This is a genomic window from Xanthomonas sp. NCPPB 2586, from assembly GCF_041475775.2.
Classification (GTDB): domain Bacteria; phylum Pseudomonadota; class Gammaproteobacteria; order Xanthomonadales; family Xanthomonadaceae; genus Xanthomonas; species Xanthomonas campestris.
Map to the genome: position 1 here is coordinate 3,586,638 of NZ_CM192981.1, position 11,719 is coordinate 3,598,356.

Sequence of the window (11,719 nt, forward strand, 5' to 3'; positions counted from 1 at the left end):
CTTTATGGAGCCGCCGTTTTTTATTCGCGCGTTTCTCGCCCCCGGTGAAACAGCTGGCGCCCACGTGCGCTGGATGCTGCACTGTGCCTGCGCGCGCGCCAGCGGCGGCAATGCATCCAGCAGCGCGTTTGCATGCACGCACCGCGTGCAGCGACGGCCGTCTATCATGGCCAGACTTTCAGGAGCCCCACATGAGCATCCAGATCCTTGACCACGGCCGTCTTCGCGAAATCCGTCTGGCGCGCCCGCCGGTCAATGCGCTGGATACCGCGCTATGCCAGGCACTGACTGCCGCCGTGCAGCAGGTGGGAAGCGAGGTCGACGGCGTGGTGTTGTCGGGCAGCGAACGTATTTTTTCCGGTGGCATGGACGTGCCGCACCTGCTCTCGCATGGCACCAACCGCGGCGCGCTGCTGGAGAGCTGGACAGCGTTTTTCGATGCGGCTAACGCGCTGGCGCACTGCCCGGTGCCAGTGGTCGCGGCAATCGGCGGGCACGCGCCGGCCGGCGGTTGCGTGCTGGCGTTGTGCTGCGATTACCGGGTGATGGCGCGCAGCGCCGATACCGCGCGGCCTTACGTGATTGGTCTGAATGAAGTGCAGGTCGGCCTGGCGGCGCCGGAAGGCATCCAGCGCCTGTTGCGCCGCGTGGTCGGTGCGCACCGCGCCGAACGCCTGCTGATCGCCGGGCAGCTGGTGCCGGCCGAAGAGGCAGTCAAGATCGGGCTGGTCGACGAGCTGGTGGATGGCGAGCTGGTCACCGCGCGCGCCGTGGCCTGGCTGCAGGACCTGCAGCAGTTGCCGCGCCAACCGATGCTGGCCACCCGCGCGGTGGCGCGTGCCGACCTGCGCGCGGCGCTGGCGCCAGAGTTGATCCAGCTGGAGCGCTTCATCGACGGCTGGTATGCGCCGGACGCGCAGGCCGCACTGCATGGGCTGGTGGCGCGCCTGCAAAAGGCATAGCACGCACAGGCGGGCCGCTATAATTGCGCTCCGTCGCACGCTCAGGCCAGCCTCTTGTCCGCCAACGCCGAACCCGTGGTCTCCGAACTGATCAGCCTGCTCTCGCTGGAGCGGCTGGAAGACAACCTGTTCCGTGGCCAGAGCCGCGACATCGGCACCAAATACGTGTTCGGCGGCCAGGTGCTGGGCCAGGCCCTGTCCGCGGCCCAGGCCACGGTGGAGAACGGCCGCCAGGCGCACTCGCTGCACGCCTACTTTTTGCGCGCCGGCGATATCGACCACCCCATCGTCTATGACGTGGACCGCACCCGCGATGGCGGCAGTTTTTCGGTGCGGCGTGTCACCGCGATTCAGCACGGCAAGGTGATCTTCTTCTGCGCGGCCTCGTTCCAGGAACGCGAAGACGGCGCCGAGCATCAGTCGGCCATGCCGGTGGTGCCGCCGCCGGAGGACATCGAACCCACCGCGCCGCTGGCACCGGAGGTGCTGGCGCGCCTGCCGGCCAAGGTGCAGCGCTGGCTCTCGCGCGGCGGCCCGTTCGAATTCCGCCACGTGTTCCCGCGCGACGAGCTCAAGCCGCCCAAGCGCCCGCCCTTCCAGCAGATGTGGCTGCGCCTGAGCGACCCGGTGGGCGATGACGTCGGCCTGCACCAGGCACTGCTGGCGTACGCATCGGATTTCCAGCTGCTGGGCACCTCGACGTTTCCGCACGGCATCAGCTATTACACGCCCAACGTGCAGATGGCTTCGCTCGATCACGCGCTGTGGTTCCATCGCCCGTTCCGCACCGACGACTGGCTGCTGTACTCGCTGGACAGCCCGACCGCGCAGGGCTCGCGCGGCCTGGCGCGCGGGCAGTTCTTCACCCGCGACGGCGTGCTGGTGGCCAGCACCACCCAGGAAGGATTGATCCGGGTAGTGCGTGACGGCAGTGCCACCGCCGTGCCGGCCAAGGACTGACACGTGCGATTGCTGCAACCGGCCGTGATCACTGCATGGGCGATACATCCGCGCGGGGGAGCGCTTGGCGCAGTGATGTTGCGCGATAGGCCGGCCCGTGCCGCGTCTAGCGCCGCAACAACCGTAGTTGGTAACCGCGCGCTACTGCGGATTCGCCCACGCACACAGGCGGCACGCACTGCACCGCCAGCCCCTTTTCTTTCTCCCGTTCTAAGCAATTGCGCGCCCAGCGCAGTGGCGACAGACATCGATGGCACGCCCTAATGCGCAAGATTTTCAGCAGTCAACGGATCGAAACCGCCGAGGGCGTGGCCAACCTGCTGCGCAATGCCGGAATCGAGATCCGCATCAGCAATGGCCGGTCTTACCAGAGCAAGCGCAGCGGCCAGTTCAGCTATCTCGAACAAGGCAATGCGCAGGCGCATCCAACCGTGTGGATCGTGCACGCCAACGACCAACCACGTGCGCGCGAACTGTTGCGCGATGCGCGCCTGCTGAACACCACGCGCCGTGACATGCCCAACGTGGAATACACCTTCCGCGAGGGCGAGACCGGCTCAAGCACCAGCGCGCGCAGCTGGGCTTGGCGGATCCGGTTGGTGCTGTTGCTGGTGATCGGCGCCGTGGCCATGGTGGTGGTGATGCGTCACCGCGCAGCGCCCGAGGCACCGGCGGCCACGCCGGCAGCGCAACCGGCACCGGCAAAAACACCGCAAGCGCCCGCCGCGGAAGAAGACCAGACACGGGTCCGCATCCAGCCGGCCAGCTGATTGGCGCGTGGCCAATCGGCCGCGCAGGCGCCAATGCGCATCGCCTGGCATCGTGGCGCGCGTTGGTCATCGCACGACGTGGCCACGATGCCGCAGTCGATCTGGCGACCATAGCTAAGAGCGGCTAACAAAACGGAGCGAGCAGTCGTCAGATGGGTGCGGACGGCGCGGAGGAACCGGAATGTACGGGCGTACATGCCGATTCCGAGCACCGGCCGCGCCCGCCTGGCGCCTGCGCAGTCGTTTTTATAGCTGCTCCAAGTAATGCAACGGCTCCAGGGAACCAGTCCAGCACGCTTACGCGCTGACGCAGCGAGCGGTCACATTCGCCAGGCAACTGCGTCATGCTGGTACCTGGACACGGATTCCGACGATGCACGCCGACACCCTGGACGCGATGCTCCACCACGAACTGCCGCACGCCGCGGCGGGTTGTCAGCAGGCGTACGGCCGCATCGTGACTGCCTGCCAGAACACGGTCACCGCCATCGCGCTGGCGATCACGCGCGATGTAGCGGCCAGCGAGGACATTGCGCAGGAAGCATTCCTGCGTGCGTGGCAGCGGCTGGCGCAGCTGCATCAACCGGCCAGCTTCCTGCCCTGGCTGCGGCAAATTACCCGCAACCTGGCGCGCGACTGGCTGCGTAGCCACCGGCATCGCCCACTGAGCGGTGAGGCGGCGGATCTGGCCATCGCAATGGCCGCCGACCCTTCGCCCTCGCCGGCCGAACAGGCCCTGCAGGTGGAAGAAGAGCGCGCCGCGCTGGAGATCATGTCCGCGCTGCCCAACGACAGCCGCGAGATCCTGCTGCTGTACTACCGCGAGGGCCAGCGCTCGCAGCAGGTGGCCAGCCTGCTCGGGCTCAGCGATGCGGCGGTGCGCAAGCGCCTGTCGCGCGCCCGTGCCACCGTGCGTAACGAACTGCTGCAGCGCTTTGACACCTTCGCACGCGGCAGTGCACCGGGTGTAGCCTTCGCCACCACGGTGACCGCTGCCACGATGCTCGCCGCGCCCGGAACGGCAAGCGCGGCGATTGCGCTGGGGGGGATTGGCAGTCTCGGCGGCGTCGGCAAACTGGGTGCCAGCGGCCTGAGCGGATCGGCGTTGACCAGTGGCAGTGCCGCCGGTGCGCTGAGCGTCCTGCTCGGCATGCCGATGGCAATCGCCTTGCTCGCAATCACGGGCGTGACGCTGACAACCTACATGTCTGGCGCGTATCTGTTGCGCTTTGCGACCACCGCGCGGGAAGCCGCTGCGATTCGTGGTTTCACTCGCCTGAGCACCTTGACCGCTGCACTGACCTGTGGAGCACCCTTGTTGCTGCGGGCGTTCGGTGCGCCCAAGTGGCTGGCGCTCTGCGTGCTGGCAGTTGGCATGTCGGTGGTCTGTTACCACACCTTGGGCACCCTGCCGCGCATCATGCAGCCGATGCTGGAGCGCGACGCGCGTCGACGCGGCACCACCCGCCCGCCGTTACTGTACCGCTGCATGTTCAGCCGCAGCGCAATTGCAGTCAGCCTGGCTGCGGTCATCGTGCCCATCGCCTACCGCTATGGGGTGCTGGGACTGGTGTGACGTGGGCATGGCTACGTTGTCGCTGAGAATGCGCGCTGCAAAAGAAACGGCCTCCTGCAGTTGCAGAAGGCCGTCGGTCGATCGGCGCCTTGTTACGGTGTTGCTGAGTTGCGACTACGTGTGTTGTCCGTGTTGTCCGTGTTGCCAGTCATCGCCACACGCCCTGGCTGAGCCCCTCTCGTCAGGGCATGCGTGGGCCTTCCTATCGATCAGTTACCGGCCGCCGGCTTGGCCGGCATCGGGCGCTTGCCATGCTCGCCACGCTCGCCGTGTTCACCCCGCGGACCATGTTCGCCGCGCAACTTGGACGCCGCATCGAACTCGGCCTTGCTCAGCTTGCCGTCCTTGTCGGTGTCGGCCTTGGCGAACCAGGCATCACGGTGCTGCTGCATGCGCTGCTCGCGATCGGCACGGTCGACAAACCCGTCCTTGTTGATGTCCATCTGGTCGAAGCGCGCGGCGAACTTGGGGTCGGCCTTGGCTTCGTCACGGCTGATGCGCCCGTCCTTGTTGGCATCGAGCTTGGCCCACATTTCGCCGCGGCCATCACGGCCCGGGCCGCGACGGTGCGGACGTTCGTCGCGCGACAGCTTGCCGTCCTTGTTGGTATCCAGGCTGTCGAACTTGGCGGCCAGGCGTGGGTCGGCGGCCGCTTCGCTGCGGTCGATCACGCCATCGCCGTTGGTGTCGAGCTTGGCCGGGCGCGGTGCGTCGCCTGCGGCAGGCGGGGTGGCAGCGAAGGCGCTGGCGGTGGACAGCGCGGCCAGCACGGCCAGGGCGAGAAACGGTTTGCGGGACGTCATGAGAAACTCCTTGGATGTGAAAACCACACGCGGCACTGCATGGGCCGCATCGCGTGGGTGGTGCGTCCGGACGCGCCGTGCGCTGCCACCAACATCCACATCAACGGGCGATTGCCGCCGCCGTTGACGCGCCAACCGGGCGCATTCATCCAGCGGACAGTCGCCGCCGTTGCGACGCGCAGGCGCTATCCTGCGCGCATGGCCATCCATGCCGACACCCACGACGACCTGCGCCTGTTCCAGACCGGCGAGCATGCCTGCGGGTATTGGTCCGATCGCCAGGCACGCGACCTGGTGCTGGACCCGCACGATCCACGCCTGGGCGCGCTCTATCCGCAGGCGCTGGCGTGGGGATTTCGTCGTTCCGGCGATCTTGTGTACCGCCCGCATTGCGAACGCTGCCGCGCCTGCGTGCCGGTGCGCATTGCCGTGGATGCGTTTCATCCGGACCGCAGCCAGCGCCGCTGCCTGGCGCGCAACCAGGATCTGGTGGTGCGCGTGGTCGCCGCGGAACGCACCGAAGAGCAGCTGGCGCTGTATCGCCAGTATCTGCAGCACCGGCATCCGGGCGGCGGCATGGACACGCACGGCGCGGCCGAGTTCGATCAGTTCCTGATCGGCGGCTGGTCGCACGGGCGCTTTCTGGAAATCCGCGAACCGGCCGTCGACCATGTGCCCGGCCGGCTGCTGGCGGTGGCGGTGACCGATGTCACTGAGCACGCCTTGTCGGCGGTGTACACGTTCTACGCACCGGATGCGGCTGCACGCAGCCTGGGCACCTTTGCCATCCTCGAACAGATCCAGTGGGCCAGGCGCGAACGCCGCGCGCACCTGTATCTGGGCTACTGGATCGAAGGCCACGCCAAGATGAATTACAAGCGCCGCTTCAACGCGCTGGAAGCCTACGACGGCCGTCATTGGCGCGGCTTGCCCGCGGCCCAGGGCTCGGCCCGATAGCCCCACGCGACATCGGTCTGTCGCATGCTCCATGCGAGAATAGCGCCATGATCAGACCCGTCTTATTGCTTGCATTGGCCGCGCTTTGCACCGCCTGTGCCCACCGTACCGCCCCGACCGGGCAGAGCGCTGCATCCACCACGGCCGCCCCCTTGCGCATCGCCACCTACAACACCTCGCTGTACTCCGACGAGGCCGGCGGGCTGGTGCGTGAACTGCAGGGCGACAGCGCGCATGCGCGCAAGATCGCCGCCGTGCTGCAGCGCGTGCGCCCGGACCTGGTGCTGCTCAACGAGTTCGATTTCGACCCTGCGCATCGTGCGGCCGATCTATTCCAGCAACGCTATCTGCAAGTGGCCCAGCCCGGCGGTGGCGACGCATTGTCGTATCCATATCGCTACCTGGCACCGGTCAATACCGGCGTGCCCAGCGGCCTGGACCTGGACAACAACGGCAGCGTTGGCGGCGATGGCCGCAGCCGTGGCAACGATGCCTGGGGCTATGGGCTGCACCCTGGCCAATACGGCATGCTGGTGCTGTCGCGCTATCCGATCGATGCGCAGGCAGTGCGCAGTTTCCAGTTGCTGAAGTGGAGCGCGCTGCCCGGCGCACTGCGCCCGGTCGATCCGGCCACCCGGCGCCCGTTCTACAACGATGCGGTCTGGGCACAGCTGCGGCTGTCGTCGAAATCGCACTGGGACGTGCCGGTGCGCACGCCGCTGGGCGTGGTGCACGCATTGGTTTCGCACCCCACTCCGCCGGTATTCGACGGTGCGGAAAAGCGTAATGCCGCGCGCAACCACGACGAACTGCAACTGTGGCGCGCCTACCTGGACAACGCCGCCGACACCACGCGTTGGCTGTGCGACGACCAGGGCCGCTGTGGCGGCCTGGAACGCGACGCGCACTTCGTGATCCTGGGCGATCTCAACAACGACCCCATCGATGGCGCCGGCCGGCATGAAGCCATCCGTGCGCTGATCAATCACCCGCGCGTACTAAAGTACCCCACACCCGTCAGCGCCGGTGGCCCGGAAAAAACCGCCGAATACGCCGCACAAGGCATTGCGCATACCGGCGACCCGCACCAGGTCACCGGCGACTTCGGACCGCAGGCGGGCACGATGCGGCTGGACTACGTACTGCCATCGCATCAATTCACCCTGGCCGGCAGTGGCATCTTCTGGCCCGCCGGCAGCTCGCCGGATGCGGCGATCGCCGATGGCAGCGATCACCATGCGGTGTGGGTGGATGTGGCTGGGAAGTAAGGGCCTACCAGCACCCGAGAGATTTTATGAATGACGCCCGGCGACGGCAGGCGGCGCCCGCTCGCTCGCCCGCCCGGGCCGATAGTGGCAACAAGCTGGCTGGTGGTTTGCCGCCTGCCAGCCAGCAGTAACGAAGCTCGGTATTTCAGCTTTTACAGGCGCCAGGCATCACCTCATCCCTTTATACACAAGGCAGGCCTAGTCGGCTTCAGATCGCGGGTTACACTCTGATGCAATCCTGTCTGCAATGAGAACCGGATGAGACCAAATTTGCAGGATATGCGTTCCCGCATGCGGGGTTTGTGGTCATCAATCGTGATCGCTACGATGCTGGCTGCCTGTGGTGCAAGCAAAGCGCCGCAGTCCGAGAAACAAGATCTTTTTCTCAGTCAACCATTTCGCGTGGATGCCACGGACGAACATGTGCGCTTTGAATTCGAAGCCACACCGGACAACGTGAACCTTACGCAGCCCTATATCGTCGGGTTGACACTAAGTCGCAAGGGATCTATCGACCCAGTCACGATGTTAAACAAAAGCGAATCGCCCGTGCGATATGCGCTTAAAGTTGAGGCATGCAAGTGGGTGGGAGACCGATGCTTAGAAATAAAAACAGAAGATGCATTTCAAGAATATATGAGGGAGGAGCCCAGCAGAAAAAAATTTTTCGACTGGAGAAAGGGAAAAGATGAAGTAAAATACATCGACATCGGAGCCCATACTTCAAACTCAAGTGACTGGGTTGTATGCAACCTACCTCTAGAAAGTTACGGCCGCTACCGCATTGACATCTCCACACAGCCAAGCAATCCAACATTGAAAGACCCCACTGCACAGGTTTCCATTCAAAAGAGATGGACTTCCTCGAAATAGCCTCGAGATCTCACATGGAGCAAGAGATGGATAAGCAGCAATACACCGTAACGATTGTTATCGCGGCGCCTGGCACCCCGCTATATAAAAACGGCGAACAGCAGGTTATAGATGGCGAACCGGCCAATTCCGGGCCAGGGCACATGTTTTTTATACTTGACGATAGCAAGAGCAAACCGATTAGTTATGGATTTGCTCCCATCACGCACGGCGAGATGAACGGACCAGGAAAAATCTATAACTCAGACGCTAAGGAATACCATAACCCTGCCTATTCCAGAACGATTGAAATAAGCAAAGAGCAGTATGAAAAACTGCAAAAATTCGGTGAAGAGCCGGAAAAACTGGGGTTCGACAAAGAGTACAGGGACGTGCACAACAACTGTGTCGACTTTACCTGGGCTGCACTCAATCATGCCGGGCTCCATCGCAACAAGAGCATTGATGTGAATGGATTGCTTGGGCCTGGCGGAGTCGGACAACTGCTTCCGGACGTTCGCATCCCTTTGCCGGTTGAAGGCTCGGGGAAAGATGCTTACCGCCCCTTGCGCAATATTCATGGCGTGGAAAGCATTGAGGCACCGTTTCCGCAAAGCCCGCTGAACAAAGAAGTTCGGCATCCGCTTCCGGCAGACAGATCGATCCAACAACATCTCTTGAGCGATCAGCAGCAACTGCCGTCACTCCGTAATCCCGATCATCCTGGGCACACGCTGTTCGCCCAGGCACAGACCCATGTGCAAGCTTTGGATCAGGCAAACAACCGGCAATCGGATGCGCGCAGCGACAACCTGGCTGGTTGCCTGGCGGTGCAATCCTGCAAAATGGGCATGAACCGCATCGACGACGTTCGTCTAAGCGAGGACGCCTCACATGCGTTTGCGGTACAGAACAATCCCAACTCACTGGGACCGCATGACCAGTTGCGTGCCCATGTGGATACTGTCGTTGCACTCAATACACCGCTGGAGCAAAGCAGTCAGAACTGGGTCCAGGCTGCGGCAGAACGCGCGCACGGCGAACAGCAAAGGCAGATACAGCAAGAGCAGAGCCAACCACACCCTGCAAGGGCCTTGACCTGAAACTTGCAGTTCGACTTACATGCCCCCTGCTTCCTACGCCTTCGATGGAGCAGACGGATGCCTATCAGATCACTGTCTGACAGTGGTTTGGTCTCACCCGCAACGGATGTAATGCGGGTGTAGCCACCATGGTTCACGAAGCAATGTTTCGAGATTGCTGCACGTTGGCTGCATGCCAATCTCGCCAGCTGAAAGCAAGGCAGTCTTGAAAATCGTGGGCAACGGTCAAGCCGATGCCCACAAGGCCCCGCAAGAACTACGTTATTTAATCGCGAAGCTGAATCGTCAGCGCCGCGGCAGCCACGCGCGCTTTCTCGCGCGCCGCATCGATGCTGCCGGCGCGCGCCAGCGTCACGCCAACCCGGCGATGACCGTCCACGCGCGGCTTGCCGAACAGGCGCAGCGCGGTGTCCGGGTCGCGCAAGGCCTCGGCCACGTTGTCGAACACCGGCACGCCGTTGCCATGCGCCAATAGCGCGCACGATGCGGAGGGACCGCTCTGACGGATCACGCCGCCGTTCTCCGCTCCGACCGGCAGGCCCAGAATGGCGCGCGCGTGCAGCGCGAACTCGCTCAGTTCCTGCGACACCAGCGTGACCAGGCCGGTGTCGTGCGGGCGCGGCGAGACTTCGCTGAACCACACCTCGTCGCCCTTGACGAACAGCTCCACGCCAAACAACCCCCAGCCGCCCAGCTCATCAGTGATTGCCTGTGCAATCTCCTGCGAGCGGCGCAGCGCCGCGGCCGACATCGGCTGCGGCTGCCAGCTTTCGCGGTAGTCGCCATCTTTCTGCCAATGTCCGATCGGGTCGCAGAACGAGGTGCCACCGGCATGGCGCACGGTCAGCAGGGTGATCTCGTAATCGAAATCGATGAAGCCTTCGACGATGCAGCGGCCGGCGCCGGCGCGTCCGCCCGTTTGCGCGTAGTCCCAGGCTGCGTCGATGTCCGCCTCGCTGCGCAGCGTGCTCTGGCCTTTGCCCGAGGACGACATCACCGGCTTGACCACGCACGGCAGCCCGACTGTGGCGATCGCCTCGCGATACTCGGCGGCGGTGTCGACAAAGCGGTAGGGCGAGGTCGGCAGGCCCAGGGTTTCGGCAGCCAGGCGACGGATGCCTTCGCGGTCCATGGTCAGACGCGCGGCACGCGCGGTGGGGATCACCTTCTGCCCCTGCTCGTGCTCCAGCGCTACCAGGGTCTCGGTGTGGATGGCTTCGATCTCCGGCACGATCAGGTGCGGCTGCTCCTGCGCGATCAGCGCCCGCAAGGCTTGCGGGTCGAGCATGTCCAGCACGTGCGAACGATGCGCCACCTGCATGGCCGGTGCGTTGGCATACCGATCGGCGGCAATCACTTCCACCCCGAAGCGCTGCAGCTCGATGGCGACCTCCTTGCCCAGTTCGCCCGAGCCCAGCAACAGCACACGGGTGGCGGAAGGCGACAACGGCGTGCCGAGAGTGGTCATGAGCGCGGTCCAGATCGGGAGGGGCCGCCATTCTAACGAACGCGCGATTGCCGCAGATGGCGGCAGCCCTTGAATAATCTGATATCACTTTGATATCTTTCTCACGAACCCACATGGACTCCCTCCTCATGAAAGAGAAGCCGATCGGCTCGTTGGCAGGCATCCCCATCATCCTTGCCGTGGGCGCCGCGTTCGCGGGCATGGCCTGGTATTTGCTCAGTGCAATTTCCGCCGCGAGCATCACGCCGGCCAGCTTCATCGCGGCGCTCGCAGTCGTGGTGGTCGGGATCTTTTTCTTCGCCGGCCTGTACACCCTGGAACCGAATCAGGCCGCGGTGCTGAGCCTGTTCGGCAAGTACGTCGGCACCGTGAAGGACCCAGGCCTGCGCTGGAACAGCCCCTTCTATGCAAAGAAGGCGGATCAGCCAGCGCGTGCGTAATTTCGAAAGCGGCCGGCTCAAGGTCAATGAACTCGACGGCAGCCCGATCGAGATCGCGGCCGTGATCGTGTGGCAGGTGATGGATGCTTCTGAGGCGGTGTACAACGTGGACGACTACGAAAGCTTCGTGCACATCCAGTCCGAAGCCGCGTTGCGCGCGATGGCCACCAGCTATCCGTACGACCAGCATGAGGAAGGCCAGATTTCGCTGCGCAGCCACCCGGCCGAGATCAGCGAACAACTCAAGCGGCATCTGGACGAGCGCCTGACCCAGGCCGGCGTGGACGTGATCGAGGCGCGCATCAGCCACCTCGCCTACGCACCGGAAATCGCCCAGGCCATGCTGCAGCGTCAGCAGGCCAATGCGGTGATTGCCGCACGCTCGCGCATCGTGGCCGGCGCCGTGGGGATGGTGGAGATGGCACTGGCCGAGTTGCAGAAAAACGGCGTGGTGCAGTTGGACGAAGAGCGCAAGGCGCATATGGTCAGCAACCTGCTTACCGTGTTGTGTTCTGATCGCGGCACCCAACCGGTGGTCAACACCGGCTCGCTCTCTTGAG

At 64.1% G+C, this 11,719-nt stretch carries 10 protein-coding genes, 1 other RNA gene and 1 pseudogene; 9 read left to right on the forward strand and 3 right to left on the reverse strand.

The genetic code is table 11. From position 1 onward, the window contains the following. The first annotated feature begins 191 nt into the window (after positions 1–191). From ACCQ09_RS15565 to ACCQ09_RS15575, 3 genes are all read left to right on the forward strand, one after another. A complete protein-coding gene (locus ACCQ09_RS15565; RefSeq protein WP_075286033.1) occupies positions 192–962 on the forward strand; it encodes an enoyl-CoA hydratase/isomerase family protein in 771 nt (256 codons plus the stop codon). 54 nt (positions 963–1,016) lie between these two features. Further along, positions 1,017–1,922, forward strand: a complete 906-nt coding sequence (gene tesB / locus ACCQ09_RS15570; protein ID WP_011036345.1) for an acyl-CoA thioesterase II — start codon at positions 1,017–1,019, stop codon at positions 1,920–1,922. A gap of 263 nt (positions 1,923–2,185) precedes the next feature. After that, positions 2,186–2,692, forward strand: coding sequence for a putative signal transducing protein (locus tag ACCQ09_RS15575; RefSeq protein WP_228428132.1), 507 nt, complete (start codon positions 2,186–2,188; stop codon positions 2,690–2,692). 122 nt (positions 2,693–2,814) lie between these two features. Here the strand turns inward: ACCQ09_RS15575 and ACCQ09_RS15580 are convergent. Continuing rightward, positions 2,815–2,889: non-coding RNA, sX9 sRNA (locus tag ACCQ09_RS15580), on the reverse strand. A gap of 176 nt (positions 2,890–3,065) precedes the next feature. On the opposite strand from ACCQ09_RS15580, the gene ACCQ09_RS15585 reads away from it, so the two are divergent. Further along, on the forward strand, positions 3,066–4,268 hold the full coding sequence (locus tag ACCQ09_RS15585; protein WP_011036343.1) for an RNA polymerase sigma factor: 1,203 nt from the start codon (positions 3,066–3,068) through the stop codon (positions 4,266–4,268). Between the two features lie 209 nt (positions 4,269–4,477). Here ACCQ09_RS15585 and ACCQ09_RS15590 read toward each other — a convergent pair whose 3' ends face one another. Next, the gene (locus tag ACCQ09_RS15590; protein WP_011036342.1) at positions 4,478–5,071 is read right to left on the reverse strand and encodes an EF-hand domain-containing protein; all 594 of its coding nucleotides are present in this window, start codon (positions 5,069–5,071) and stop codon (positions 4,478–4,480) included. A gap of 39 nt (positions 5,072–5,110) precedes the next feature. On the opposite strand from ACCQ09_RS15590, the gene ACCQ09_RS15595 reads away from it, so the two are divergent. The 4 genes from ACCQ09_RS15595 to ACCQ09_RS15610 all read left to right on the forward strand — a co-directional run bounded on the left by ACCQ09_RS15595 (position 5,111) and on the right by ACCQ09_RS15610 (position 9,251). Next, complete coding sequence (locus ACCQ09_RS15595; protein WP_016944959.1) at positions 5,111–6,028, forward strand: arginyltransferase; 918 nt, start codon at positions 5,111–5,113, stop codon at positions 6,026–6,028. Between the two features lie 17 nt (positions 6,029–6,045). Then, on the forward strand, positions 6,046–7,296 hold the full coding sequence (locus tag ACCQ09_RS15600) for an endonuclease/exonuclease/phosphatase family protein (RefSeq protein WP_372363212.1): 1,251 nt from the start codon (positions 6,046–6,048) through the stop codon (positions 7,294–7,296). Positions 7,297–7,554: 258 nt separating this feature from the next. Beyond that, a complete protein-coding gene (locus ACCQ09_RS15605; RefSeq protein ID WP_012438967.1) occupies positions 7,555–8,169 on the forward strand; it encodes a hypothetical protein in 615 nt (204 codons plus the stop codon). Positions 8,170–8,195: 26 nt separating this feature from the next. Further along, the gene (locus tag ACCQ09_RS15610; RefSeq protein ID WP_011036338.1) at positions 8,196–9,251 is read left to right on the forward strand and encodes an XVIPCD domain-containing protein; all 1,056 of its coding nucleotides are present in this window, start codon (positions 8,196–8,198) and stop codon (positions 9,249–9,251) included. Positions 9,252–9,516: 265 nt separating this feature from the next. On the opposite strand, the gene purT is transcribed toward ACCQ09_RS15610, so the two are convergent. Further along, the gene (purT, locus tag ACCQ09_RS15615) at positions 9,517–10,719 is read right to left on the reverse strand and encodes a formate-dependent phosphoribosylglycinamide formyltransferase (RefSeq protein WP_011036337.1); all 1,203 of its coding nucleotides are present in this window, start codon (positions 10,717–10,719) and stop codon (positions 9,517–9,519) included. A 128-nt stretch (positions 10,720–10,847) separates the two neighbouring features. On the opposite strand from purT, the pseudogene ACCQ09_RS15620 reads away from it, so the two are divergent. Beyond that, a pseudogene (locus ACCQ09_RS15620) lies at positions 10,848–11,718 on the forward strand (SPFH domain-containing protein). Position 11,719: the final 1 nt, after the last annotated feature.

What these genes read in the sequence shown, in the direction of transcription:
- ACCQ09_RS15565 (WP_075286033.1), top strand. Translation starts at nt 192, where the DNA reads ATGAGCATCCAGATCCTTGACCACGGCCGTCTTCGCGAAATCCGTCTG.
- ACCQ09_RS15575 (WP_228428132.1), top strand. Translation starts at nt 2,186, where the DNA reads ATGCGCAAGATTTTCAGCAGTCAACGGATCGAAACCGCCGAGGGCGTG.
- ACCQ09_RS15585 (WP_011036343.1), top strand. Translation starts at nt 3,066, where the DNA reads ATGCACGCCGACACCCTGGACGCGATGCTCCACCACGAACTGCCGCAC.
- ACCQ09_RS15590 (WP_011036342.1), bottom strand. Translation starts at nt 5,071, where the DNA reads ATGACGTCCCGCAAACCGTTTCTCGCCCTGGCCGTGCTGGCCGCGCTG.
- ACCQ09_RS15595 (WP_016944959.1), top strand. Translation starts at nt 5,111, where the DNA reads ATGGGCCGCATCGCGTGGGTGGTGCGTCCGGACGCGCCGTGCGCTGCC.
- ACCQ09_RS15605 (WP_012438967.1), top strand. Translation starts at nt 7,555, where the DNA reads ATGAGACCAAATTTGCAGGATATGCGTTCCCGCATGCGGGGTTTGTGG.
- ACCQ09_RS15610 (WP_011036338.1), top strand. Translation starts at nt 8,196, where the DNA reads ATGGATAAGCAGCAATACACCGTAACGATTGTTATCGCGGCGCCTGGC.
- purT (WP_011036337.1), bottom strand. Translation starts at nt 10,719, where the DNA reads ATGACCACTCTCGGCACGCCGTTGTCGCCTTCCGCCACCCGTGTGCTG.